The sequence below is a fragment of the Azospirillum mesophilum genome (genome assembly GCF_053470405.2).
The window spans coordinates 365,785-387,975 of record NZ_JBPXMQ020000001.1 but is presented as its reverse complement, the minus strand read 5'-3'; the positions used below and the strand labels follow the sequence as shown (position 1 = coordinate 387,975).

Annotated in this window: 25 protein-coding genes and 1 tRNA gene; 13 read left to right on the top strand and 13 right to left on the bottom strand. The window is 66.7% G+C overall.

Annotated features, from left to right (window positions below):
* Window positions 1–140 precede the first annotated feature (140 nt).
* From ACSVC7_RS01900 to ACSVC7_RS01890, 3 genes are all read left to right on the top strand, one after another.
* The gene (locus ACSVC7_RS01900) at window positions 141–446 is read left to right on the top strand and encodes an STAS domain-containing protein (protein ID WP_448204146.1); all 306 of its coding nucleotides are present in this window, start codon (window positions 141–143) and stop codon (window positions 444–446) included.
* A 394-nt stretch (window positions 447–840) separates the two neighbouring features.
* Window positions 841–2,058 carry a PP2C family protein-serine/threonine phosphatase gene (locus ACSVC7_RS01895; protein WP_448204145.1) on the top strand — a complete coding sequence of 406 codons (1,218 nt, stop codon included), beginning with the start codon at window positions 841–843 and terminating at the stop codon, window positions 2,056–2,058.
* 121 nt (window positions 2,059–2,179) lie between these two features.
* The gene (locus tag ACSVC7_RS01890) at window positions 2,180–2,392 is read left to right on the top strand and encodes a hypothetical protein (protein WP_448204144.1); all 213 of its coding nucleotides are present in this window, start codon (window positions 2,180–2,182) and stop codon (window positions 2,390–2,392) included.
* Window positions 2,393–2,446: 54 nt separating this feature from the next.
* Here the strand turns inward: ACSVC7_RS01890 and ACSVC7_RS01885 are convergent, their stop codons facing one another.
* Window positions 2,447–2,917 (bottom strand): ferritin-like domain-containing protein, encoded by a 471-nt coding sequence (locus ACSVC7_RS01885; RefSeq protein ID WP_448204143.1) that lies wholly within the window; start codon window positions 2,915–2,917, stop codon window positions 2,447–2,449.
* A 218-nt stretch (window positions 2,918–3,135) separates the two neighbouring features.
* On the opposite strand from ACSVC7_RS01885, the gene ACSVC7_RS01880 reads away from it, so the two are divergent.
* Together ACSVC7_RS01880 and hrpB are read left to right on the top strand one after the other, a co-directional pair.
* Window positions 3,136–3,660, top strand: coding sequence for a DUF1003 domain-containing protein (locus ACSVC7_RS01880; protein WP_448204142.1), 525 nt, complete (start codon window positions 3,136–3,138; stop codon window positions 3,658–3,660).
* A 9-nt stretch (window positions 3,661–3,669) separates the two neighbouring features.
* The gene (gene hrpB, locus ACSVC7_RS01875; protein ID WP_448204141.1) at window positions 3,670–6,234 is read left to right on the top strand and encodes an ATP-dependent helicase HrpB; all 2,565 of its coding nucleotides are present in this window, start codon (window positions 3,670–3,672) and stop codon (window positions 6,232–6,234) included.
* Between the two features lie 13 nt (window positions 6,235–6,247).
* Here the strand turns inward: hrpB and ACSVC7_RS01870 are convergent, their stop codons facing one another.
* The 3 genes from ACSVC7_RS01870 to amrS all read right to left on the bottom strand — a co-directional run bounded on the left by ACSVC7_RS01870 (window position 6,248) and on the right by amrS (window position 8,086).
* Complete coding sequence (locus ACSVC7_RS01870; protein WP_448204140.1) at window positions 6,248–6,571, bottom strand: hypothetical protein; 324 nt, start codon at window positions 6,569–6,571, stop codon at window positions 6,248–6,250.
* Window positions 6,572–6,686: 115 nt separating this feature from the next.
* A complete protein-coding gene (locus ACSVC7_RS01865; protein WP_448204139.1) occupies window positions 6,687–6,938 on the bottom strand; it encodes a type II toxin-antitoxin system Phd/YefM family antitoxin in 252 nt (83 codons plus the stop codon).
* Window positions 6,939–7,000: 62 nt separating this feature from the next.
* Entirely contained in the window at window positions 7,001–8,086 is a 1,086-nt protein-coding gene (gene amrS / locus ACSVC7_RS01860; RefSeq protein WP_448204138.1) for an AmmeMemoRadiSam system radical SAM enzyme, read from the bottom strand.
* A gap of 161 nt (window positions 8,087–8,247) precedes the next feature.
* Between amrS and amrB the strand changes: the two genes are divergently transcribed.
* From amrB to ACSVC7_RS01845, 3 genes are read left to right on the top strand one after another with little or no spacing between them, the layout of a single operon-like run.
* Entirely contained in the window at window positions 8,248–9,603 is a 1,356-nt protein-coding gene (amrB, locus tag ACSVC7_RS01855; protein ID WP_448204137.1) for an AmmeMemoRadiSam system protein B, read from the top strand.
* 57 nt (window positions 9,604–9,660) lie between these two features.
* Entirely contained in the window at window positions 9,661–9,846 is a 186-nt protein-coding gene (locus ACSVC7_RS01850; protein ID WP_448204136.1) for a hypothetical protein, read from the top strand.
* Window positions 9,846–10,139, top strand: coding sequence for a type II toxin-antitoxin system RelE/ParE family toxin (locus ACSVC7_RS01845; protein ID WP_448204135.1), 294 nt, complete (start codon window positions 9,846–9,848; stop codon window positions 10,137–10,139). Before ACSVC7_RS01850 ends, ACSVC7_RS01845 begins: the two co-directional genes overlap by 1 nt.
* A 4-nt stretch (window positions 10,140–10,143) precedes the next feature.
* Here the strand turns inward: ACSVC7_RS01845 and ACSVC7_RS01840 are convergent, their stop codons facing one another.
* From ACSVC7_RS01840 to ACSVC7_RS01825, 4 genes are all read right to left on the bottom strand, one after another.
* Window positions 10,144–11,700, bottom strand: a complete 1,557-nt coding sequence (locus tag ACSVC7_RS01840) for a SpoVR family protein (protein WP_448204134.1) — start codon at window positions 11,698–11,700, stop codon at window positions 10,144–10,146.
* Between the two features lie 180 nt (window positions 11,701–11,880).
* A complete protein-coding gene (locus tag ACSVC7_RS01835; protein ID WP_448204133.1) occupies window positions 11,881–13,173 on the bottom strand; it encodes a YeaH/YhbH family protein in 1,293 nt (430 codons plus the stop codon).
* A gap of 62 nt (window positions 13,174–13,235) precedes the next feature.
* Window positions 13,236–15,182, bottom strand: a complete 1,947-nt coding sequence (locus tag ACSVC7_RS01830) for a PrkA family serine protein kinase (RefSeq protein WP_448204132.1) — start codon at window positions 15,180–15,182, stop codon at window positions 13,236–13,238.
* 825 nt (window positions 15,183–16,007) lie between these two features.
* Window positions 16,008–16,397 carry a response regulator gene (locus ACSVC7_RS01825; protein WP_448204131.1) on the bottom strand — a complete coding sequence of 130 codons (390 nt, stop codon included), beginning with the start codon at window positions 16,395–16,397 and terminating at the stop codon, window positions 16,008–16,010.
* 149 nt (window positions 16,398–16,546) lie between these two features.
* Between ACSVC7_RS01825 and ACSVC7_RS01820 the strand changes: the two genes are divergently transcribed.
* On the top strand, window positions 16,547–17,395 hold the full coding sequence (locus ACSVC7_RS01820) for a DUF4743 domain-containing protein (RefSeq protein ID WP_448204130.1): 849 nt from the start codon (window positions 16,547–16,549) through the stop codon (window positions 17,393–17,395).
* 21 nt (window positions 17,396–17,416) lie between these two features.
* On the opposite strand, the gene ACSVC7_RS01815 is transcribed toward ACSVC7_RS01820, so the two are convergent.
* The 3 genes from ACSVC7_RS01815 to ACSVC7_RS01805 all read right to left on the bottom strand — a co-directional run bounded on the left by ACSVC7_RS01815 (window position 17,417) and on the right by ACSVC7_RS01805 (window position 19,275).
* Window positions 17,417–17,893: a response regulator gene (locus tag ACSVC7_RS01815; protein WP_448204129.1), complete on the bottom strand. Its 477-nt coding sequence runs from the start codon at window positions 17,891–17,893 to the stop codon at window positions 17,417–17,419.
* A 167-nt stretch (window positions 17,894–18,060) separates the two neighbouring features.
* Window positions 18,061–18,903, bottom strand: coding sequence for a tRNA glutamyl-Q(34) synthetase GluQRS (gene gluQRS / locus ACSVC7_RS01810; RefSeq protein WP_448204128.1), 843 nt, complete (start codon window positions 18,901–18,903; stop codon window positions 18,061–18,063).
* Between the two features lie 204 nt (window positions 18,904–19,107).
* Entirely contained in the window at window positions 19,108–19,275 is a 168-nt protein-coding gene (locus tag ACSVC7_RS01805) for a hypothetical protein (protein ID WP_448204127.1), read from the bottom strand.
* Between the two features lie 311 nt (window positions 19,276–19,586).
* Here ACSVC7_RS01805 and ACSVC7_RS01800 point away from each other — a divergent pair, with 311 nt between their 5' ends.
* On the top strand, window positions 19,587–20,150 hold the full coding sequence (locus ACSVC7_RS01800) for an HNH endonuclease (protein ID WP_448204126.1): 564 nt from the start codon (window positions 19,587–19,589) through the stop codon (window positions 20,148–20,150).
* A 30-nt stretch (window positions 20,151–20,180) separates the two neighbouring features.
* The gene (locus tag ACSVC7_RS01795) at window positions 20,181–20,318 is read left to right on the top strand and encodes a DUF1289 domain-containing protein (protein WP_448204125.1); all 138 of its coding nucleotides are present in this window, start codon (window positions 20,181–20,183) and stop codon (window positions 20,316–20,318) included.
* A 4-nt stretch (window positions 20,319–20,322) separates the two neighbouring features.
* Here ACSVC7_RS01795 and ACSVC7_RS01790 read toward each other — a convergent pair whose 3' ends face one another.
* Window positions 20,323–20,931: a demethoxyubiquinone hydroxylase family protein gene (locus tag ACSVC7_RS01790; RefSeq protein WP_448204124.1), complete on the bottom strand. Its 609-nt coding sequence runs from the start codon at window positions 20,929–20,931 to the stop codon at window positions 20,323–20,325.
* A complete protein-coding gene (locus tag ACSVC7_RS01785; RefSeq protein WP_448204123.1) occupies window positions 20,928–21,455 on the bottom strand; it encodes a disulfide bond formation protein B in 528 nt (175 codons plus the stop codon). Before ACSVC7_RS01785 ends, ACSVC7_RS01790 begins: the two co-directional genes overlap by 4 nt.
* Before the next feature lie 116 nt (window positions 21,456–21,571).
* Between ACSVC7_RS01785 and ACSVC7_RS01780 the strand changes: the two genes are divergently transcribed.
* Together ACSVC7_RS01780 and ACSVC7_RS01775 are read left to right on the top strand one after the other, a co-directional pair.
* Window positions 21,572–21,658: transfer RNA gene (locus ACSVC7_RS01780), tRNA-Leu, on the top strand.
* Between the two features lie 136 nt (window positions 21,659–21,794).
* The gene (locus ACSVC7_RS01775) at window positions 21,795–22,190 is read left to right on the top strand and encodes a c-type cytochrome (protein WP_448204122.1); all 396 of its coding nucleotides are present in this window, start codon (window positions 21,795–21,797) and stop codon (window positions 22,188–22,190) included.
* The last annotated feature ends 1 nt before the right edge of the window (window position 22,191 follow it).

Below are 22,191 nucleotides of genomic sequence, written 5' to 3'. Positions count from 1 at the left end.
AAATCAAACTTGCATCCAGAACCCACATCATAGATAAAACCGCAAGATCACAGCGGCGGAAGGCCTTGTCATTCCAAGGAAATACGGCTGTCATCAAAGTGCAATATTTCCATCGATTGGAACAGCGAATGAGTGCCGTCATGGATTTCACAGTCCACGATACCCCGGGCAACACCGAGATTCACCTGACCGGCCGCATGACCTTTGCCGATCACGAGACGTTCCGCAAGGTCATCGGCGTGTTCGAGCGACCGCCGGGGCACAAGCTGGTGTTCGACCTGTCCAAGCTGGACTTCGTGGACTCCTCCGGGCTTGGCATGTTCATCATCGCCCGCGACACCGCGCACAAGCGGAACCTGGACTTCGCGATCCGCGGCGCCCGCAACGAGGTGCGGCGCCTGATCACCGTCGCCAAGTTCCACAAGGTGTTCAACATCGACGACTGATACGGCCGGGACGGAAGAAGGGCGGTCACATATGGAGGCCGGATTCCTTCCGCAGGAGCATCGTCATCCCCGCGAAGGCGCTACGGCATGCACACATTTCGCTTTTGCGGTAAGTTTTTGATGCAACTCAGTATTCTCGTCATCCCCGCGAAGGCGGGGATCCAGACGCCCGTCTGGGCGTCATATGAGTCAATCTTTGACTCATATCGCCGCTGATCGCGGCTCATGCTGGATTCCCGCCTTCGCGGGAATGACGGAGAAAACTATGCGCATCAACGAGATACCGTGCATGCGAGATCCGTGCATCCTGTAGCGCGAAGGCGGGGATGACGGGTGTCTTTTGTGAGGAGCGCATTCTTCATATGCGATCACCCTGAGGACGGGAGAAGGACGGATGGGCTTCACCCCGGCGACATCGGCGGTTCTGGACGGCCCGACGCTCTACGGCGTTGACCTGGGCATTCCGCTGGACGAATGCCGGGTGCTGATCGCCGACGACAGCGCCTTCAACCGCAAGACGCTGGCCCGCTTCCTCCAGTGGGCCGGCATCACCCAGGTCGCCTTCGCGGAGAGCGGGGCCGACGTGCTGGCGCGGGTGGAAAGCTTCGACCCCGACCTGCTGCTGCTCGACACCGCCATGCCGCAGATGGACGGCATCGCCGTCTGCCGCACCCTGCGCAGTAACCCGCGTTGGCGCGACCTGCCCATCCTGATGCAGAGCGCGCTCAACTCCGACCAGTTGCGTACGGTCTGCTTCCACGCCGGGGCCACCGACCTGATCGCCAAGCCGATCAACCCCGGCGAATGCATCGCCCGCGTGCGCTACCACCTGGAGCGCCGCTCCATGATGCAGGAGCTGCGGGCCTTCCGCGAACGGGTGGAGCGCGACCTGCACCAAGCCCGCGCGATGCAGCTCGCCCTCGTGCCCGAACCGGCGGAACTGGCGGCGCTGGATGCGCGCCACGGGCTGGGCATCGAGCCGGTCTTCCGCACCTCCGACGAGATCGGCGGGGATTTCTGGACCGCCTTCGAGTTCGACGACACGCGCGTCGGCGTCTTCGTCGCCGACCTGTCCGGCCACGGCATCACGGCGGCGATCAACGCCTTCCGCCTGCACACGCTGCTGAACCGCACCCCGGCGGAGGATCTGCGCGACCCCGCCCGGCTGCTGTCACAACTGAACCTCCGCCTGTGCGAAATCCTGCCCCTGGGCCAGTTCGCCACGGCCTTCTACGGGGTGATCGACCGAGCCGACGATTCGTTGACCTACGCCGCGGCCGGCGCGCCCAGCCCTATCCTGGGCGACTGGAACGGCTTCCGCCGGCTGGACGCCTCCGGCTTGTTCCTGGGGGCCTTCCGCGATTCCGGCTATGAGAACCACCGGGTGACCATGGCGCGCGGCTGCTCCCTGTTCCTCTATTCCGACGGGCTGAGCGAGTCCCGCGATCCCTCCGGCGCCATGCTGGGGGAAGAGGGGCTGGTCCGGCTGGCCGAACAGGCGGCGGTGGCCGATCCCGAACGCCCCCTGCCCCATCTGCTGGCCCGCTACACCGAGGCCTACGGCGCCCGCCTGCACGACGACCTGACCGCCGTCTGGATCGCCCGGCGCTGAAAAAAGCGTGTCAACAGTCCTGACCTACCCGTTTCGCGAATTTACCCATTGGCCGTATGACCACATTCGCGTTATGGATAATGGTGCGTCGGGCGATGCAACATCAGGAGACGGAACGGAAATGGCTTCGATCATGATCAAGAAGGCCGGCGAGGGCCTGATTTCCCAGGCGCACCGCAACGCCGACGTCGGCCCGACCAGCGGCAGCTCGGTCGTCTATGAGATCCTGAACGTCCCGGCGGGCGTGACCGCCGACGACGTCATCGCCGCCTTCAAGACCTTCAAGCCGTTGGACAAGAAGTACGAGTACGACTACGCCGACCTGAGCAAGTAAGGCGCCGGTTTATGGTTGGGCCGCGCCGCCGCGCGGCCCAACACCGGCAGCTTGTTACGTCTTCTTCGGGAAGCGCGCGGTCCAGCGCTCCAGTTCGGCCACATGCTCGGCCTCTTCGGAGGCGAACTCCTCGGCCATCATGCGGACCTCCGGATCGGTCGTGGTCGCCGCCACGTCGGCGTAGAAGGCGTGGCCGCGCTTTTCGCTGTCGAGCGCAAGCTCCAGCGCATAGTCCACCGTCATCAGATAATGCGAGCCTTCCATGGAGGCTGCCTCGGGGCTTTCGCCATCCGGCCACTGGAACTCCTCCGGCGCCAGGGCCGGGATGTCGCGGAAGCCGGAGCGCTTGCGCGCCTCCGCCAGATGCAGGCGCGAGAATTCGGCCATCTTGCCGAAGAAACCCGCCACCTCGGCGTTGCCATAGGTCTTCATCGTCTCCGACAGGTCGGCGAAGCGGGTGGCGGCGTCCTCCTCCAGCGCGCAGGCGTGGGCGAGGAACAGGGCGGGGTCGTGGATGTTGGCCATAGGGTCCTGACGCTCGTTAAGGCACAAACGGATTGTGGTCTTTCCGCACCATAACGCCTTGCGACGGCAGGATCCTTGTGCAGCGCACCATCGGCGGGCGCCTGCGACAATTTGGCCCACCCGCCGTCCTCCGCCCCACCGATCAGCCACCCCTTGGCCGCAAGGCGCGAAGGGCCTACAGATCCTCGCATGGGCAAGAACGGCACGGGGGCTCCGGCATGAACGCGTTGAACGGCCTGCGGGCCGCCCTCGGGAACGAGGAGTTGGAGCGGCTGCACCAGCTGCGCCAGCGCCGCCGCACGGCGCGCGCCGGCGCGAAGGCGCCGCGCACGCTGGGCCAGCGGATCGCCGACGGGGTGGCGACCCTGGTCGGGTCCTGGCGCTTCATCATCGTCCAATCGGCGATCCTGGCGCTGTGGATCGGGGCCAACGTGCTGGGCTGGGTCCGGGCCTGGGACCCCTATCCCTTCATCCTGCTGAATCTCGTCCTGTCCTTCCAGGCCGCCTACACGGCCCCCATCATCATGATGAGCCAGAACCGGCAGGCCGATGTCGACCGGGAGCGGGCGACGCAGGACTACGACGTGAACCTGAAGGCCGAGCTGGAGATCGAACTGCTGCACCAGAAGATCGACCTGCTGCGCGAACAGGAGATCGCCCGCCTGACCCGCATGGTGGAGGACTTGACCGACGCGCTCCGGGCGGCCAAGAACGCACCTCCGCCACCGTCCTCGGCTGTTTAAAGTCCGTTCATGAGCATCCCGGCCCTCCCTATCGATCCCGTCCTGCCAGACCTGCTGGCGGCGCTCGACGCGCGCGGCGTGGCCGTGCTGCAGGCGCCGCCCGGCGCCGGCAAGACCACGCGCGTGCCGCTGGCCCTGCTCGACCAGCCCTGGCTGGCCGGGCGCAAGGTCATCGTGCTGGAGCCGCGCCGGCTGGCCGCCCGCGCCGCCGCCCGCCGCATGGCCGCGATGCTGGGCGAAGCGGTGGGGGAAACGGTCGGCTACCGCGTGCGGCTGGACACCAAGGTGGGACCGAAGACCCGCATCGAGGTGGTGACCGACGGCCTGTTCCTGCGCCAGCTTCAGGAGGATCCGGAGCTTCCGGCCGTGGGCGCCGTGCTGTTCGACGAGTTCCACGAGCGCGGCATCGACAGCGATCTGGCGCTGGCCCTGGTGCAGGAGGCGCGCGGGGCTCTGCGCGACGACCTGCGGCTGGTGGTCATGTCGGCGACGCTGGACGGCGCGCCCGTCGCGGCGCTGCTGGGTGATGATCGGGGCGGGGCGCCGATGGTGACCAGCGAGGGCCGCGCCTTCCCGGTGGAGACGCGCCACCTCGACGCCCCCGCCGCCGGCACCCGGCCCGACACCCGAATTGAGGACGCCGTGGCCGCCACCGTCCGCCGCGCCCTGCGCGAGGAGAGCGGCAACGCGCTGGTCTTCCTGCCCGGTGCGGGAGAAATCCGCCGCGTGCAAAGCCTGCTGGAGGGTGCCGACCTCGGCCCGAACGTGATGATCGCGCCCCTCTACGGCGACCTGACCGCCGACGCGCAGGACCGCGCCATCGCGCCCAGCCCGCCGGGTACCCGCAAGGTCGTGCTGGCCACCCCCATCGCCGAGACCAGCCTGACCATCGAGGGCATCCGCATCGTCGTGGACAGCGGCCTGATGCGCGTCCCCCGCTTCGACCCGCGCAGCGGCATGACGCGGCTGGTCACCGTGAAGGTTTCCCAGGCCTCGGCCGAACAGCGCCGGGGCCGCGCCGGCCGTCTGGAGCCGGGCGTCTGCTACCGCCTGTGGCCGGAGGCGACGCACAAGGCGCTGGCCCCCTTCACCGCGCCGGAGATCATGGACGCCGACCTCGCCCCGCTGGCGCTGGAGCTGGCGGTGTGGGGCGTCGCCGACCCGAACACGCTGGCGTGGCTCGACCCGCCTCCCGCCTCCTCCATGGCGCAAGCGCGGGAGCTGTTGCGCGAACTGGGCGCGCTGGCGGGGGATGGCGCGATCACCGCGCACGGCCGCCGCATGGCCGGCTTCGGCGTGCACCCACGCCTCGCCCACATGATGCTGAAGGGCAAGGAGCTTGGGCTCGGCGGGCTGGCCTGCGAAGTGGCGGCGCTGCTGGGCGAGCGCGACATCATCCGCGCGCAGCCGGGCTTCCGCGACGCCGACCTGCGGCTGCGCGTGGAGCTGCTGCGCGGGCTGGACGATGAGGGCCGGATGCGCGGCGCCGGGCGCGGCCTGTCGGTGGAGCGCGGCGGGGCGCAGCAGGCGCTGAGGCAGGCGCGGCAGTGGAAGCGGCAGTTGAGCGTGAAGGACGGCGGCGGTGACCTGGGGGAGACCGGGCTGCTGGTGGCGCTCGCCTACCCCGACCGCATCGGCCAGCGCCGGCCCGGCACCACGACGGGCGGGGCCGCCGCGCAGTATCGCCTGTCCAACGGGCGCGGCGCCTTCTTCCAGGACGCGGAGCCGCTGACCGCCGAGGACTGGCTGGCCGTCGCCGACCTGGACGGGGCCGCGCGCGAGTCCCGCATCTTCCTCGCCGCCCCGGTCACCCTGGCGGCGCTGGAGGAAACCTTCGCGGAGCACATCCGCACGGAGACCGTCGTCGCCTGGGACAGCCGCGAGCAGGCGGTGCTGGCCCGCCGCCGCCGGATGCTGTTCGCGCTGGTGCTGAAGGACGAACGCCTGTCCAACCCGCCCGCCGACAAAATCGCCGCGGCGATGCTGGAGGGCATCCGGGACATGGGCCTGACCGCCCTGCCCTGGACTGACGAGCTGCGCAAGTGGCAGGCCCGCGTATCCTTCCTGCGCCGCATGGAGGGGGAGGAGTGGCCCGACGTCTCCGACGCCGCCCTGCTCGCCGGGCTTGAGGAGTGGCTGACGCCCTTCCTCGACGGCGTCTCGCGCCGTGCGCATCTGGACCGGGTGGAGCTGTCGAACGCGCTGCGCGGGATGCTGCCCTGGGCGATGCAGCAACGGCTCGACAAGGAGGCGCCGACCCATGTGGAGGTGCCCAGCGGCTCCCGCGTGCCCATCGACTATGCGGGCGACGAGCCGGTGCTGGCCGTGCGCTTGCAGGAAATGTTCGGGCTGGCCGAGACCCCGCGCATCGCCGGCGGGCGCGTGCCGCTTCTGCTGCACCTGCTGTCCCCCGCCCGCCGCCCGGTGCAGGTGACCCGCGACCTCGCCAGCTTCTGGGCCAACGCCTACAAGGCGGTGAAGGCGGATTTGAAAGGGCAGTATCCCAAACACTACTGGCCCGACAACCCGCTGGAGGCGGAGCCGACGGCGAGGGCGAAGCCGCGAGGGCGATGAGGCAACCCTGCCTTTACGCGCGCGTCACGACGTGCAGACGACGCGCCTTCTGGTGGGCGACGATGCTGCGTTTCAGCGCATCGAACAGTTCCGTTGGCAGGAAGCCCCAGGCGAACACGTCCGGCTTATCCCTCGACACCGGCCGCAGATCGTAGCCGGGCCAGACGAATTTGTTCAGTTCGTCGGTGACAATCCAAGAGCGCTCAGCGTCCAAGCTGAGGCGAGCTTTGACCTTGGCCGGAACTTCGACGGCGTTTGACGGATCGTCCGGCGGCGTGTGGGTGATCGGGGCGACGTAGACGAGCCGGTCGCCGTCCGCATCGGCCACCGCCAGCACAATGGCGCAGGGGCGATTCTTGCGCCCTTCCTCGCCGCCGGCCCACCGCTCGCGATTCCAAAGATAGGCGTAGCTGATGAAGGCCGGGGGCGGGCGTCGGAAGCGGCATCGGCGGTCAGTCGTCGATGCTGTAGCGGTGTTCCTCCGGCACCTCGGCGGCCTCGATCAGGCCGATCTCCTCGTCCGTCAGATCGGCGGAGGCGATGGCCTGCCTTTGCGCCTGCTTCATGGCGTGGTAGGTCTCGGCCGACACGATGAACACCGTCTCACGGCCATAGCGGGTGACGCGCACCGGCTCGACCAGCGCGCGGTCGTGAAAGGCGCCGAAGTTCTTCTGCACGTCGGACGCGGCAGCGGTGATGGGCATGGCTCACCCCTGATGTTCCCTATCTTCCGTAAGATACGGAAAACAGAGCAGGCGAACAAGCCTCACGCCGCCGCGTAGTCCCTGAGCCGCACTGGCATGCGGCGCGAGCCCCAGGCGCCCGGCCGGGTCTCGAACACGCCGGGGAGCTTGGTGCCGCAATTGCCGCAGGCACCTTTCTCGTCCAGCCCCCAGGCGCTGAGCGTGTAGCCGCTGCGGCCGATCACCACCTCTCCACACCCAGAACAGCGGGTGCTGGAGTGGTCCAGGTCGGCGACGTTGCCGACATACACGTGATGGAGCCCGTTCCGCTTCGCGATGGTCCAGGCGCGCAGCAGGGTGGCGTGCGGGGTCCAGCCCTTGTCGCGCATCTTGTAGTCGGGGTGGAAGGCGGTGAAGTGAATCGGCACGTCGGGGCCAAGGCTTTCGCGGATCCAGTCCGTCATGGAATCCAGTTCGGTATCGCTGTCGTTCTCGCCGGGGATCAGCAGGGTGGTGATCTCGAACCAGACGTTGGTCTCGTGCTTCAGGTACTTCAACGTGTCGAGCACCGGGGCGAGGTGGCTGCCGGTGACCTTGTGGTAGAACTCTTCCGTGAAGGCCTTCAGGTCCACGTTGGCGGCGTCCATGTGGCGGTAGAACTCGGTCCGCGGCTCCGGGCAGATGTAGCCGGCGGTGACCGCGACGTTCTTCACCCCCTGCTCGCGGCAGGCCTGCGCCACGTCCACCGCGTATTCCAGGAAGATGACCGGGTCGTTGTAGGTGTATGCGACGGAGCGGCAGCCCGTTTCCTTCGCCGCGCGCGCGATGGTCTCGGGCGCCGCGCTGTCGGCCAGCGTGTCGAACTCGCGGGACTTGGAGATGTCCCAGTTCTGGCAGAACTTGCAGGTCAGGTTGCAGCCCGCCGTGCCGAAGGACAGCACCGGTGTTCCCGGCAGGAAGTGGTTCAGCGGCTTCTTCTCGATCGGATCGACACAGAAGCCGGAGGAGCGGCCATAGGTGGTCAGCACGATCTGGTCGCCCTGGCGCTGGCGCACGAAACACAGCGCCTGCTGGCCGTCGGACAGTTTGCAGTGACGGGGACAGACGTCGCATTGCAGGCGGCCGTCGTCCAACTGATGCCAGTAACGGGCGGGGACGATATGGGACATGGCAGGCTGTTCCTAAAAAAAGACCTGTCCGTCCGGTAGAGCCTCCCGGGCTGTGTGCTTGCAAAACATCGGACGGTGTTCCCACATGTGGGACAGGGTGACCCTTGCGGCAATCCGATTCTCCGCCCCTATCCTTTCGATGATTTTGTGAAGCTGGGACCATGAACCTGCGCGCTCCGGCCGTGGCGGGGGCCTTTTATCCCGCCAACCCCGCCGTCCTCGACCGCATGGTGGCCGACTGTCTGGCCGAGGCCCACACGGACAACCTGCCGGCCAAGGCGATCATCGCGCCGCACGCCGGCTATGTCTATTCCGGCCCCATCGCCGGCACCGCCTACGCGGGCGTGGCGCATCTGGGCGACCGGGTGACGCGCGTGCTGCTGCTCGGCCCCGCGCACCGTTACGGCTTCCGGGGCATCGCCTACCCCTCGGCCGACGGGCTGGCGACACCGCTGGGTGCGGTGCGGGTGGACCGGGAAGGCATCGGCGCGATCCACGACCTGCCGGGCGTTCAGGAACTCGACCGCGCCTTCGACGGGGAACACGCGCTGGAGGTCCACCTGCCATTCATCCAACGGCTGTTCCCGCGCGCGTCCGTCGTGCCGCTGATCGTCGGCCACGCCGAGCCGGCGCAGGTGGACGCCGTGCTGCAACGCCTCTGGGGCGGGCCGGAGACGCTGATCGTCATCAGCTCCGACCTCAGCCACTTCCATGACTACGGGACCGCCCACCGGCTGGACCTGGAGACCTCGCAAGCCTTCGAGGCGGCGGAGCCGGAGCGGCTGTCGGGTGACCGGGCCTGCGGCTATCTGCCGGTGGCCGGGCTGCTGATGCGCGCCCGCGCGCTGGACCTGCGCGTCACCACGCGCGACCTGCGCAACTCCGGCGACACGGCCGGCGACCGCAGCCGGGTGGTGGGCTACGGCGCCTACAGCGTGGAGCCGGCGACGGAGGCCCGCCTGTCCGACGCGCACCGCGAGCTGCTGCTGGAAACGGCGTACCGCACGCTGGCCCAGGCGGTGCAGACCGGGCGCACCCCCGATATCCGGGCGGAGGACTTCCCCTTTCCGCTGCGCGCCATCCGCCGCACCTTCGTCACGCTGATGATGGACGGCGACCTGCGCGGCTGCATCGGCACCGTCCAGGCGCCCCACCCGCTGGTCGAGGACGTGGCGACCAACACGGTGAAGTCGGCCATGCAGGACCCGCGCTTCGGCCCGCTGACGGCGGCGGAACTGCCACGCGTGGACATCAGCGTCTCGATCCTCAGCCACGACCGCCCCCTTCCCTTTCGCGACGAGGAGGATTTGATCGCCAAGCTGCGGCCGGGCATCGACGGGCTGATCCTGCGCGACGGGCGCAACGGCGCGCTGTTCCTGCCCAAGGTCTGGGACATGCTGCCCGACCCGCGCCAGTTCGTCGCCCAGTTGAAGCGCAAGGCCGGTTGGGCGCCCGACCGCCCGGTGCCGGGCCTTCAGGCCACCATCTTCGGCGCGGAGAGCTTCGGGAAGGAATAGCGGGTGACTGCGGGGGAGGGCGTGGAAAGCGCCCCTCTCCCGTGCTACGTTAAGGTCATGGCCAAGCCGCAACCCCGCCCCGATTTCGACCCGCCCCTCTCCCCCGAGGAAGAGGCCAAATACGCCGCGCTCAAGGCGGACATCGAGGTTGCGTATCAGGAGCTGCTGGCGGGCAACGTCATTGACGGCGAAGAGGTCTTTGCCGAGCTTTATGCCCTTTACGGCAAGCCCCCAGAGGATTGATGGCGCGCGTCCGGTTTGCGCGGGCAGCAGCCGCCGACGTCAAGAGCATCGCCGCTTACATTGCAGCGGAGGACCCGGCTGCCGCCACCCGCTTTACCGATCGTGTGCTGAGGAAATGCGCGCTCCTGGCAGAGCGGCCAAAAATCGGCCGTCCCCGATTCAACCTGAAGCCGGGCCTGCGCAGCAGCCCGCTTGACCGGTACATCATCTTCTATTGGGCGGCGGAAGACGGGATCATCGTTGCCCGCGTCCTCCATTCCGCCCGGGACATCAGCCGCCTGTTCGAGGAGTGAGGGCTTACGCCCCCACCCCGCTCGGCGCGGTGACGGCGTGTTCCTTCAGGATGGCTTCGGACACCGCCGACACCTCGACCAGTTGCACCTCGTAGCCCCAGAGGTTGGCGATGTGGCGCAACACCGCCTTGGCGTCGCTTTCGTCCAGCAGCACGCCGTTGGTCACGCGGTGGTGCAGGATCAGCTTGCGGTCGCCGGCCAGATCGACGTCGACGATCTGGATGTCCGGTTCCAGGAAGGCCAAGTCGTACTGGCGGGCCAGCAGCTTGCGGATGTGGCGGTAGCCGCGCTCGTTGTGGATGTTCTCCACGAGCAGGTACGGATCCTCCGCGTCGTCGCGCACGCTGAACATCTTGAACTTCCGCATCAGGTGCGGGCTGAGGTACTGGAGCACGAAGCTCTCGTCGCGGAAGTTGGCCCAGGCCTCGCGCAGCGCCGCCATGCCGTCGCCCCGGCCGGCGAGGTCCGGGAACCACTGGCGGTCCTCGTCGGTCGGGTTCTCGGCGATCCGCTGGATGTCCTGCATCATCGCGAAGCCCAGCGCGTAGGGGTTGATGCCCGAGAAGCGCTGGTCGTCGAATTCCGGCTGGAAGACCACCGAGGTGTGCGAATGCAGGAACTCCAGCATCGCGCCTTCGCTGATCATCCCCTTCTGGTGAAGCTGATTCATGATGGTGTAGTGGGTGTAGGTCGCACACCCCTCGTTCATCAGCTTCGTCTGCTTCTGCGGGTAGAAATACTGGGCGATGTGGCGGACGATGCGCAGGATTTCGCGCTGCCAGTGATCCAGCCGCGGCGCCTTCTTCTCCAGGAAGTACAGCAGGTTCTCTTCCGGCAGGCCGAGCAGCTTCTTGCGCTCCGACACCGTCTTGGACGGACGGTGGCCGCCGGCGATCGGCTTCGGCACGGTGCGCCACAGGTCGTTGAAGGTCTGCTCCTGGTATTCCTGCCGCTCGCGCTCGCGCTTCTGCTCAAGCCGCAGGTCGAGGCTGCGCTTCTTCGGGTACTTGTGCACGCCCTGGTTCATCAGCGCGTGGGCGGCATCCAGCACCCGCTCCACCGCGTGGTGGCCGTAACGGTCCTCGCACTGGCCGATGTAGGCCTTGGCGAATTCCAGATAGTCGAGGATGCCTTCGGCGTCCGTCCACTGCTGGAAGAGCTGGTTGTTCTTGAAGAAGTGGTTGTGGCCGAAGGCGGCGTGGGCGATGACCAGCGTCTGCATCGTCATGGTGTTTTCTTCCATGATGTAGCTGATGCAGGGGCTGGAGTTGATGACGATCTCGTAGGCGAGGCCGCGGTAGCCCTTGCGGTAGAGCATCTCGTCGCGAGCGAAATGCTTGCCGAAGGACCAGTGCTTGTACATCAACGGCATGCCGATCGACGAATAGGCGTCGAGCATCTGTTCCGCCGTGATGACCTCGATCTGGTTCGGATAGACGCTCAGGCCCATCTCGTTCAGGGCGATGTCCTCGATGGCGTCGTAGACGCGCTTGATCTTGTCGTAGTCCCAGTCCGCCCCGTCGTAGAGCAGACCCTCGGGCTTGGTGATCACAGCGGCCATGCGTCAGGTCCTCTCGAAACTCGGTGGGGCGTTGCGCCCCTGTTCTTGAAACAGCCTCGTGAAGGGATCTGCCCCCTCCCTCCCCCTCCCCCGCCTTCGGCGGTGGAGGGAACTGCCGCCGCTTCCCCCAAAGCCCCCTCTCCCGCGCAAGCGGGGGAGGGTTGGGGAGGGGGCCGGAGGCTACGCCCCGGCCTTTTCCCGCGCGAACAGGTCGCGGAAGACGGGGAAGATCTCGCGGCGGGAGCGCACACGGCGCATGGCGATGGGCAGGTCCGGTCCCTGGACTTGCTTGTAGGTGCGCCACAGCTCGGTCTCGCGGCCCAGCGCCGACAGGCCCATGTTGTGCTCGGCCGCCACCTCGATGTAGGCGAAGTACTGGCAGAGCGGCAGGATCGTGTCCTTCAGCAGGGCCGCGGAGCGGGCGTTGTCGGACGACATGTTGTCGCCGTCCGACGCCTGGGCCGCGTAGATGTTCCACTCGTTCTCCGGGTAGCGCTCCTTCACGACGCGGTGCATCTCCTCCAGCGCCGTGGACACCACGGTGCCGCCGGTTTCGGTGGAGTAGAAGAAGGTCTCCTCGTCCACCTCCTTGGCCTCGTGGGTGTGGCGGATGAAGACGATGTCCACGGAGCGGTAGCGGCGCTTCAGGAACAGGTAGAGCAGCATGAAGAAGCGCTTGGCGAGATCCTTCATGTGCTCGGTCATGGAGCCCGACACGTCCATCAGGCAGAACATGACCGCCTGCGCAATGGGCTTGGGCACCGTCTCGAAGCGGTTGTAGCGGACGTCGATCGGATCGATGAAGGGGATGCGCTTGGCGCGGAGATAGTGCCGCTCCAGCAGGTCGCGCATCTCCCGCAGCTTTTCCGGGTCGTCGCCGCGGTCTTCCGCCTCGCGCAGCAGATCCTCAAGCTCGGTCAGCTCCGCCGGCTTCGGCCGCTTCAGCGCGATGCGCCGGCTGAGGCTGTTGCGCATGGTGCGGACGAGGTTCAGGTTGGCGGGCGACCCCGTCACCGAATAGCCCGCCCGCGTCAGCGAGTAGGATTCCGACTGCTTGACCTTCTGCTTCACCAGATCGGGAAGTTCCAGGTCTTCCAGGAAGATGTCAAGGAACTCCTCGCGGGACAGGACGAAGCGGAAATCGTCCTCGCCCTCCCCGTCCGGGCTGCCTTCGGAACCACGGCCGCCACCCTGCTCCTCCGGCCGCGCGATGGTGTCCCCTTCCACATACTCCTTGTTGCCCGGCACGACGTAGTCGCGCACGCCGCCGGACCCGGAGCGGTGGAAGGAGGGCTCCCGCACGCCGCCGGTCGAGATGGTGACCTTCTCGCCGTTTTCGATGTCCTGGATGCCGCGCTTGCCGGAGGCATCCCGCACCGCCTTGACAACCTGCTCCTTGGCACGCCGCAGAAAGCGCTGGCGGTTCGCCAGGCTCTTGCCCTGCGGGTTCAGGCGACGGTCGATGATGTTCATCAAGGGGGAGCCCCTCCTACCCGTTCAGCTCGTTCGGCAGAGCCGGCCAGACATATTTGTCATTAGCCGGCCTGCTTCACGCGCATGTACCACTCGACCAGCCGGCGGACCTGCCGCTCGGTGTAGCCGCGCGACATCATGCGCGAGACGAACTCGTTGTGCTTCTTCTCGGTTTCGCTGTCCTTCTTCGACCCGAAGCTGATGACGGGAAGCAGATCCTCGACTTGCGAGAACATGCGCTTCTCGATCACCTCGCGGATCTTCTCGTAGGACGTCCAGGACGGGTTGCGCCCGGCGTTCGCGGCCCGCGCGCGCAGGGCGAACTTCACGACCTCGTTGCGGAAGTCCTTCGGGTTGGCGATCCCGGCGGGCTTCTCGATCTTGGTCAGTTCCTGGTTCAGCAGCTCCCGGTTCATGAGCTGGCCGGTGTCCGCATCCTTGAAGTCCTGGTCCTCGATCCACGCGTCGGCGTAGTCGACGTAACGGTCGAACAGGTTCTGGCCGTAGTCGCTGTAGGATTCCAGGTAGGCCTTCTGGATCTCGTTGCCGATGAACTCCGCATAGCGCGGGGCCAGCTCGGCCTTGATGAACTCCATGTACTTCTTTTCGGTGTCGTCCGGGAACTGCTCGCGGCGGATCGACTGTTCCAGCACATACATCAGATGCACGGGATCGGCCGAAATCTCCGTCGAGTCGTAGTTGAAGGTCGAAGCCAGCACCTTGAAGGCGAAGCGGGTGGAGATGCCGTCCATGCCCTCGTCCACGCCCGCCTGGTCGCGGTATTCCTGCATGGACTTGGCCTTCGGATCGGTCTCCTTCATGCTTTCGCCGTCATAGACGCGCATCTTGGAGTAGAGGCTGGAGTTCGGATGCTCGCGCATGCGCGACAGCACCGAGAACTTCGCCAGCATCTCCAGCGTCGAAGGCGCGCAGGGTGCCGTGGCGAGGTCCGAGCCCTGGACCAGCTTTTCGTAGATCCGCTGCTCCTCGTGCACCCGCAGGCAGTAGGGCACCTTGATCACGCAGATGCGGTCGATGAAGGCTTCGTTGTTCTTGTTGTTCTTGAAGGTCTGCCACTCCGCCTCGTTGGAGTGGGCGAGGATGATGCCCTGGAACGGGATGGCGCCGATGTTCTCCGACCCGACGTAGTTGCCTTCCTGCGTCGCGGTCAGCAGCGGGTGCAGCATCTTGATCGGGGCCTTGAACATCTCGACGAATTCCAGCAGGCCCTGGCTGGCCCGGTTCAGGCCGCCGGAGTAGGAATAGGCGTCGGGATCGTTCTGGCTGTACATCTCCAGCTTGCGGATGTCGACCTTGCCGACCAGCGAGGAGATGTCCTGGTTGTTCTCGTCGCCGGGCTCCGTCTTGGTGACGCAGATCTGGCGCAGTTTGCTGGGGTGCAGCTTCACCACCCGGAAGCGGGAGATGTCGCCGCCGAACTCGTCCAGGCGCTTGACCGCCCAGGGACTCATCAGGCCGGTCAGGCGGCGGCGGGGGATGCCGTAGCGATCCTCCAGCAGGTCGCCCATCTCCTCCGGGTTGAACAGCCCGAGCGGGCTTTCGAAGACCGGGCTGATCTCCTTGCCGGCCTTCAGGACATAGACCGGGCACTTCTCCATGAGAGACTTCAGCCGCTCCGCCAGCGACGACTTGCCGCCGCCAACCGGACCCAGCAGGTAGAGGATCTGCTTGCGCTCCTCCAGTCCCTGGGCGGCGTGGCGGAAGAAGCCGACGATGCGCTCGATCGTCTCCTCCATGCCGTAGAAGTCGGCGAAGGCCGGATAGATCTTGATCGTCCGGTTCATGAAGATGCGGCCAAGGCGCGGATCCTTGGCGGTGTCGACGATCTCCGGTTCGCCGATGGCGGCGAGGATGCGCTCCGGTGCGGAGGCATACATCATCGGGTCGTCGCGGCATTCCTGGAGGTATTCCGTAAGGCTCATCTCGACCTCACGGCGCCCCTCGTAGGACTGCGTATAGCGCGTGAACAGTTCGTCGGCCGGGAACATTCCTCGCTCCGTATCTCTTAGTCCGATGCGTCGGGGCTGCCGCCGGGAGACCCGGACGGCGGGGGCGGCACACGCCGCGAAGTTTGGAACGCCGGCGTTTGAGACGCCGACTTTTCTGGCCGCGCGAACCGAAGGGGGCCGCGGCAACCTTGCTCACCGTCGAAAGCCAGACCTTTTATGCGGTTGCTCATCAAAGGAAGCGCTCCCTTGGGATCGCCAAACTCGAACGGGTCAAATCTGAATGTAATGCTCGACCTAGAGCTTTCCAGCAGAGAAGTTCTGATAGCCGGAAAAGCCGTGCGGCAGGATGTATCGGCCATCTGGATTAGAACGCGAGGCCGATGCGAATGGCCGAAGCCTTGGCGTGACCTGAAGCTTGTTGGCCGGAGGCTTGATCTTGGGCGTGCCCTTGGACAGGATCGTGTTTGCCAGCCGGCGCCCGAACCCAGGTCCGGGGGCCGTTTGTCGGGGATTCGCTGGACAATGCCGATCACGCCATCGACCTCCAGTGCATCCAAGCGCCTTACCTTAGTGAGGCGCTGTGGTTAAACGTCAGCGCGGCCACCAAACGTCAAAGACTCCCTGTCGGCCGAAACACACTCGCCTACAAAGACATTAACGCATGGAGGGCGCCCATGATCCACCTCTTCCAAAGAGAGATGGTGATCCTCAACCCCCTTCATCGACAAGGCGGATTTTGGATGATTGAGGGGTGCCCCCATGGCGGAGGTCATGCAACGGCGTCCGGAATGCAGGCCGAATCAAAGCCTTGGCAGTCCTGCAACAGGTCCGTGAAAATTCCGTGATCGAAGGGAACGCGGCCGTTCAGCCGAGCTTGGCGCTCAGCTTCTCCGCCAGCGATTCCGGGGTGGCCGGCTTCACGATGAAGGTGTCGGCGCCCAGCGCGGCGGCTTCCGCCATGCGGTCCTGGTCGGCGCGGTTGGTCATGAAGATCACCGGCAGCGCCCGGTGACGCTCGTCGGCGCCGGCGCGCAGGCCCTTCAGGAATCCCAGCCCGTCCACGGGCTGCATCTCAACGTCGCAGACGACCACGTCGGGGTTGTGTGCGCGCACCGCGGCGAGGCCGGTCTCGCCGTCCTCGGCCTGGTGGACGGCCTTGAAGCCCAGGTTGCCGAGCATTTTCGCCAGCACCATGCGGGTGAACTTCTCGTCCTCGATGACCAGCACCGTGAAATGTCCGAACGCCGCCACCATGGGTCCGCCCCCAAGAAGTTCTTAAGCGAGGTTTACGCTCCACCGCCTACCAATGCAACCCGCTCGCCGCCCCGAATGGCGCGAAAGGGGCACCGGTGGCAGCGGAAAGGGGTATTGCGCGCCCCGGTCCCGGGGGCTACACGGGAAGGATGAGCTTTCTCGACCGCATCCGCGCGTGCAACGCGCACGACCTCTCCGGCTTCCGACCGTTCGAGGTGGAGGGGCACCGCATCGGCTGGATCCGCCACACCCTGGCCGACCGGCTTCCCGAGGTCGATCCCGGTTTCGTCGTGACGGCGGACCGCGTGACGCTGGCGCCGGAGCTGCGCGACTTCGAGGCGCGCTCCGCCACGCTGGAACACGCCGCGCAGTTCCTGGTCGAGGACGGTGCCGTCAAGGCCCTGCGCAACGAGTTCTACCCGGTCCTGCCCAGATGGGGGGCGGAGCCGCTGGCGCGCATCGACCGCGCGGTGGTCGCCCAGTTCGGTGTCGCCGCTTACGGGCTGCACGTGAACGGCTTCGTCCGGCAGCCGGACGGCAGCCTGTCCCTGTGGATCGGCCGCCGCGCCCGCGACCGGGAGATCGCCCCCGGCCAGCTCGACAACCTCATCGCCGGCGGCCAGCCCATCGGCCTCACCCTCGCCGAAAACCTCGTCAAGGAGGCGGAGGAGGAGGCCGGCATCGACGCCGCCCTGGCGTCCAAGGCCGTGCCGGTGGGGGCCGTCACCTACCGGATGGAGACGAAGGCCGGGCTGAAGCCCGACACTTTGTTCCTCTACGACCTGGAACTCGACCCCGGCTTCGTCCCGCAAAACACCGACGGCGAGGTCGAGTGCTTCGAGCTGTGGCCGCTCGACCGCGTTGCCGAATCCGTGCGGACCACCACGGACTGGAAGTTCAACGTGAACCTCGTCGTGATCGACTTCCTGGTCCGCCACGGCTGGCTGAAGCCGGAGGAGCCGGACTATCTGGAGATCGTGACAGGCTTGCGGCGCTGAAGGCATCACTCACCCCCGCGGTCAGGACCCACGCAGTCCGGCCCCCCGCAGTCCTGCGAGATGCAAGGACAGCTCCGCCAGCGTGACCGGCTTGTGCAGCACGGCGAAGCCGCTGCACCGGGCGTCGCGGATGCGGTCGGGGCTGGTGTCGCCGGTCAGCAGGATGGCCGGTATGGGCGCGCCGGCCTGCGCGTGGACGTCGCGGATCGCCTCCACCCCGGTGCGGTCGTGCCTCAGCCGGTAGTCGGCGACGATGACGTCGGGCAGCCGCGCCGCTGCCGCCAGCAGGCGCAGCGCGTCCTCTCCCGACGGGGCGGCCAGCACGCCCCAGCCCCACTGCTCCAGCACGAGCCGCAGGCTTTCCAGGATCAGCTCCTCATCGTCGATGAGAAGCGCCAGGCCGCAGCTCCGGTCCAGGCCGGCCGAGGCCGGGCTGCCCGCACCGCATTCGGGGTTCCGCAAGAGGTCCCCCGCCACCATACCCTGCACCATCCGCATCGTCGGCCTCCTTCGGACTACAGACGATTGGTCAGCGCGAAAAACAATCAGGTCTTCAGACTAAAGATAAACAAAGTCCGACAAAGATTCCAGGAAAGTTGTTTTGAATCGCCTCCGTCAACCATAAGGACATAGAGGACCGAGAATTCAGCCGAAAGGTATAAGTCTTAGGGAAAATTCGCCAATGCGCGCACGGCCTGGGGATCGAGCCCGGCCTCCCTCAGGGACCGCAGGGATTTCGCCCCGTCGCGCTTCGCCAGCCGCTCGCCCTGTTCATTCCGCAAGAGGGAATGGTGGTGGTAATCCGGCGACTCGAATCGGAAAAGCGCCTGGAGCAGCCGATGCACATGGGTGGCGAAGAACAAGTCCTCGCCACGGGTGACCAAGGTGATGCCCTGGAGATGGTCGTCCAGCGTGACCGCGAGGTGATAGCTGGTCGGCGCGTCCTTGCGGGCGAGCACCACGTCGCCGAGGATTTCCGGCATCGCGTCCTGCCAGCCGCGCGCGCGGTCATGCCAACGCAACGGCCCGGTTATGCCCGTTGCCTTCGCCACGTCCAGGCGCAGCGCGTAGGGCGCGCCCGCCTCGATCCGCGCCCGCCGCGCCGCCTCGTCGCGGTGACGGCAGGTGCCGGGATAGAGCGGCCCGTCCGGCCCATGTGGCGCATGGCCGGCGCGGGCGATCTCCGCCGCGATGTCCTTGCGGGTGCAGAAGCAGGGATAGACGACGCCCATGTCCTGGAGCCGCGCCAGGGCGGCGCGGTAATCGTCCAGATGGTCGGACTGGCGGCGGATCGGCTGTTCCCAGATCAGCCCGAGCCACGCCAGATCCTCGATCAGGTCGCGTTCGAACTCCGGACGGCAGCGCTGCGGGTCGATGTCCTCGATGCGCAGCAGGAACCGACCGCCGGCGTCCATGGCGGCCCGCCAGCCGAACAGGGCGGAATGGGCGTGCCCGAGATGGAGATGGCCGGTCGGGCTCGGCGCGAAGCGGGTGACGACGTCGGTCATGCCCGCTTTATACCCTCAACGCTGAACTCCGAGAGTGGATTTCGATCCACTCAGGACCGCGACCGCGGTCCCGGCCTCTCGCGGGAACTCCGTTCCCGCTGGCGGCAGGCGGATGCTTTGGCATCCGCTGAGAGCCACACGTGCGGCCGAAGCCCGGCCGGCGTGTGAGGCCGATAAGGCATCTGAAGCGAACGCAGGTTCGCTTCAGATGTACGGGTTGTCCTTGATGGGCTCGACCGGGATGTCCTCGCCTTCCAGGTACATGGCGAGGCGGCGGCGCAGTTCGCGGTCGAAGGCGTCGATGCGGCGCTGCCGTTCACGCTCGTCGCGTTCGGCGCGCTTTTCGGCGAGGTCGATGATGATGGCGCTCATGGATGTCCCCCTTGAATGCGGGGCCACCATCGCAGACCATGGTTAACGCGAAGTAACCATGACGCCCAAAAATGCGGCGCCGTGGGCGGGACGGCGTTTGTCACAAGCCGCCGGCGCGAACCTGCACCACCTCTTCCGAAATGGTTACGGGATCGTGAAGAATTGCCGCAGGGCGGCCCGAGATGTTGAGATTGCGGCACCGATCATCTATGTATCTAGTGTTCCGCCCACCGAACGGTCCTACCGTTTCGGTGTCCGGGACAGCCAGAAACGATCCAGACCCAGGATCCATCCAGACAAGGGAGTGGCCATTGGCTCCACCACCCGATCACTGTCCGGCTCTGGTGCTGAACGCGGACTTCCGCCCGCTCAGCTACTTTCCGCTGTCTCTTTGGTCATGGCAGGAAGCGGTCAAGGCCGTCTTCCTGGACCGGGTGAACATCGTCTCCGAATATGACCGGGTCGTCCGATCCCCCAGCTTCGAGGTTCGGCTGCCCAGCGTCATTTCGCTGAAGGAGTTCATTCCGGCGACGCGGCGGCCGGCCTTCACGCGCTTCAACGTGTTCCTGCGCGACCGCTTCACCTGTCAGTATTGCGGCCGCCCCTTCCCCACGCAGGAACTGACCTTCGACCACGTCATCCCCCGGTCGCGCGGCGGGCGCACCACCTGGGACAACGTCGTCACCTCCTGTTCGGCCTGCAATCTGACGAAGGGGAACCGGCTGCCGCACAGTTGCGGCATGATCCCCCTCAGTCCGCCGTTCCAGCCGAGCGCCTACGAGCTTCAAGAGAACGGACGTGCATTCCCGCCAAACTTCCTTCACGAAAGTTGGCGGGATTTTCTTTATTGGGACACCGAACTGGACCCGATATAAGCGCCGGCGCAACAGACGGAAGGCGGCAGGATGGACGGCGACGAGAGCCTGTGCGTGGGCATCTGCATCATCGGCGACGACGGCCGATGCGAAGGCTGCGGGCGCACCGAAGAGGAAATCTACGGTGCGCCCCCGTCGCCCGAGCCGGAGGACGCGCCCCCGGCGTAAGGGCTTACACCCGCTCGGCCAGCCAGATGGCGGCCTTGGTGCCGGCCTTGATGGCGGCGGACAGGACCGGGTAGCCGGGCGCCTGCTCGGCCCCGTTGGCCAAGCCAATGTCGCGGTGGTCCATCTCCTCGGCCTGGAACTTGAGGATCGACTCCTTCAGTTCCGCCTCCTCGGGGCCGAGGTGCTTCAGCTGCGACTCGTAGTGGCCGTCGATGACCTCCTCCACCGCGACGGTGCAGGCCATCGCCGCGCGCTCGCCCAGGATCGCCGTGCCGGCGCCCAGCAGGAAGCCCGCGACGTGCCAGAAGGGCTGGAGCAGCGTCGGGCGCACCTTGCGGGCGTTCAGCTGCTTTTCGAAATAGCGCAGGTGCTCCAGCTCCTGGTCGGCCATGTGGCGCAGGGTGCGGGCGTGCCTGCCCTTGCCCATGACGGAGAGCTGGCCTTCGTAGATGCGCTTGGCCCCATATTCGCCGGCGTGGTCCACGCGGACGATGCGCGCCAGCCGCTCCTCCGGCGTCGGGTCGCCGGGCAGGCGTCCTTTGGTGCGCTTGGGCGCCGCCGGCTTGGCGATGATCACGTCAGGGGACTCGGAACGTTCGTCGAGCGGGGTCATGCGAAGGTCCTGGATGCCGAGGTCCGGATGTAGGCGGCCCGCGCCGCCAGGAAGGCGAAGGCGGACAGCGCGAGCGAGATGAGCACGTTGTACCCCGCCATGGAGACGCCGAACAGGGACCATGCCACTTCGTCGCAGCGGGTCACCGGCGCGGCCAGCACCTGGGCGCGCAGTTCCTCCAGTGTCTGGGGCGCGCGTCCGGCGGCGCCGCAGGCCGAAGTGCCGGCCCACCAGTGCTGCTCAACCCCCACATGGTAGGCGGCGATGCCGGCCCCGGCGAGCAGCGCGAAGCCGCTGGCGACCAGCAGCGCGTCGCCAAGCCCGGTCCACCGCCGGAACAGCAGCGTGGCGATGGAGAAGGCCATCACCGCCCCGTAGGGCACCCGCTGCCACAGGCACAGAACGCAGGGCTGGTAGCCGAGCGCGAACTGGAAGAACAGCGCCGCCGCCAGAACCCCGGCGCTGGCGATCGCCAGGAACGCGGCGGGAAAGCGCGGGTCATCAAGGGAGAAACGGTTCGTCATGGAGGGGAGATTAGCGCGGCCGGGCGCCTTCGACCAGACGCCCCGACACAAAACGGCCACCGCACAAAACACTTTGTCGAAACCGCGAATCCCCTCTATATAGCGCCTACCGGTTTGCGAGAGTGGCGGAACTGGTAGACGCAGTGGACTCAAAATCCACCGGCCGCAAGGTCTTAGGGGTTCGATTCCCCTCTCTCGCACCAATCCCCCCGGCTTCGGCCGCCCCGGAACGCCTTGTTCTAAAGTCCAATTAGGCGGGGAAGCGCGCCCTTCTATCATGCGGCGCATCGACGTCCGCAGCGCTGGCGCCGCGGGCCATCGGCAAGGGGATCCTTTTCCATGACCGTCACCAGATTTGCTATCGTCGCCGCCGCCGCGCTGCTCGCGTCCGGCGCGGCGCTCGCCCAGGGCGGGCCGCAGCCCAAGACCGCCGAAGAGGCAGCCGGCAAGCAGGTGTTCCACCAGTGCGCGGCCTGCCATTCGCTGGACAGCAGCAAGAACGCCTTCGGCCCGAGCCTCTACAACGTCGTCGGCCGCAAGGCCGGCAGCATCCCGCGCTTCGACTATTCGGAGGCGCTGAAGACGTCCAACATCACCTGGACGGAAGACAACCTGCGCCAATGGATCGCCGGCAACGACAAGTTCGTGCCGGGCACCCGCATGCGCCACGTCGCCATCACCGACCGGGCCGAGCAGGACTATCTGATCGCCTTCCTGAAGTCGCTGAAGCAGTAAA

Excerpts from the sequence above, each read along its gene's own strand:
- ACSVC7_RS01900 (WP_448204146.1), top strand. The coding sequence starts at position 141 with ATGGATTTCACAGTCCACGATACCCCGGGCAACACCGAGATTCACCTG.
- ACSVC7_RS01895 (WP_448204145.1), top strand. The coding sequence starts at position 841 with ATGGGCTTCACCCCGGCGACATCGGCGGTTCTGGACGGCCCGACGCTC.
- ACSVC7_RS01890 (WP_448204144.1), top strand. The coding sequence starts at position 2,180 with ATGGCTTCGATCATGATCAAGAAGGCCGGCGAGGGCCTGATTTCCCAG.
- ACSVC7_RS01885 (WP_448204143.1), bottom strand. The coding sequence starts at position 2,917 with ATGGCCAACATCCACGACCCCGCCCTGTTCCTCGCCCACGCCTGCGCG.
- ACSVC7_RS01880 (WP_448204142.1), top strand. The coding sequence starts at position 3,136 with ATGAACGCGTTGAACGGCCTGCGGGCCGCCCTCGGGAACGAGGAGTTG.
- hrpB (WP_448204141.1), top strand. The coding sequence starts at position 3,670 with ATGAGCATCCCGGCCCTCCCTATCGATCCCGTCCTGCCAGACCTGCTG.
- ACSVC7_RS01865 (WP_448204139.1), bottom strand. The coding sequence starts at position 6,938 with ATGCCCATCACCGCTGCCGCGTCCGACGTGCAGAAGAACTTCGGCGCC.
- amrS (WP_448204138.1), bottom strand. The coding sequence starts at position 8,086 with ATGTCCCATATCGTCCCCGCCCGTTACTGGCATCAGTTGGACGACGGC.
- amrB (WP_448204137.1), top strand. The coding sequence starts at position 8,248 with ATGAACCTGCGCGCTCCGGCCGTGGCGGGGGCCTTTTATCCCGCCAAC.
- ACSVC7_RS01850 (WP_448204136.1), top strand. The coding sequence starts at position 9,661 with ATGGCCAAGCCGCAACCCCGCCCCGATTTCGACCCGCCCCTCTCCCCC.
- ACSVC7_RS01845 (WP_448204135.1), top strand. The coding sequence starts at position 9,846 with ATGGCGCGCGTCCGGTTTGCGCGGGCAGCAGCCGCCGACGTCAAGAGC.
- ACSVC7_RS01840 (WP_448204134.1), bottom strand. The coding sequence starts at position 11,700 with ATGGCCGCTGTGATCACCAAGCCCGAGGGTCTGCTCTACGACGGGGCG.
- ACSVC7_RS01835 (WP_448204133.1), bottom strand. The coding sequence starts at position 13,173 with ATGAACATCATCGACCGTCGCCTGAACCCGCAGGGCAAGAGCCTGGCG.
- ACSVC7_RS01830 (WP_448204132.1), bottom strand. The coding sequence starts at position 15,182 with ATGTTCCCGGCCGACGAACTGTTCACGCGCTATACGCAGTCCTACGAG.
- ACSVC7_RS01825 (WP_448204131.1), bottom strand. The coding sequence starts at position 16,397 with ATGGTGGCGGCGTTCGGACATTTCACGGTGCTGGTCATCGAGGACGAG.
- ACSVC7_RS01820 (WP_448204130.1), top strand. The coding sequence starts at position 16,547 with ATGAGCTTTCTCGACCGCATCCGCGCGTGCAACGCGCACGACCTCTCC.
- ACSVC7_RS01815 (WP_448204129.1), bottom strand. The coding sequence starts at position 17,893 with ATGCGGATGGTGCAGGGTATGGTGGCGGGGGACCTCTTGCGGAACCCC.
- gluQRS (WP_448204128.1), bottom strand. The coding sequence starts at position 18,903 with ATGACCGACGTCGTCACCCGCTTCGCGCCGAGCCCGACCGGCCATCTC.
- ACSVC7_RS01805 (WP_448204127.1), bottom strand. The coding sequence starts at position 19,275 with ATGAGCGCCATCATCATCGACCTCGCCGAAAAGCGCGCCGAACGCGAC.
- ACSVC7_RS01795 (WP_448204125.1), top strand. The coding sequence starts at position 20,181 with ATGGACGGCGACGAGAGCCTGTGCGTGGGCATCTGCATCATCGGCGAC.
- ACSVC7_RS01790 (WP_448204124.1), bottom strand. The coding sequence starts at position 20,931 with ATGACCCCGCTCGACGAACGTTCCGAGTCCCCTGACGTGATCATCGCC.
- ACSVC7_RS01785 (WP_448204123.1), bottom strand. The coding sequence starts at position 21,455 with ATGACGAACCGTTTCTCCCTTGATGACCCGCGCTTTCCCGCCGCGTTC.
- ACSVC7_RS01775 (WP_448204122.1), top strand. The coding sequence starts at position 21,795 with ATGACCGTCACCAGATTTGCTATCGTCGCCGCCGCCGCGCTGCTCGCG.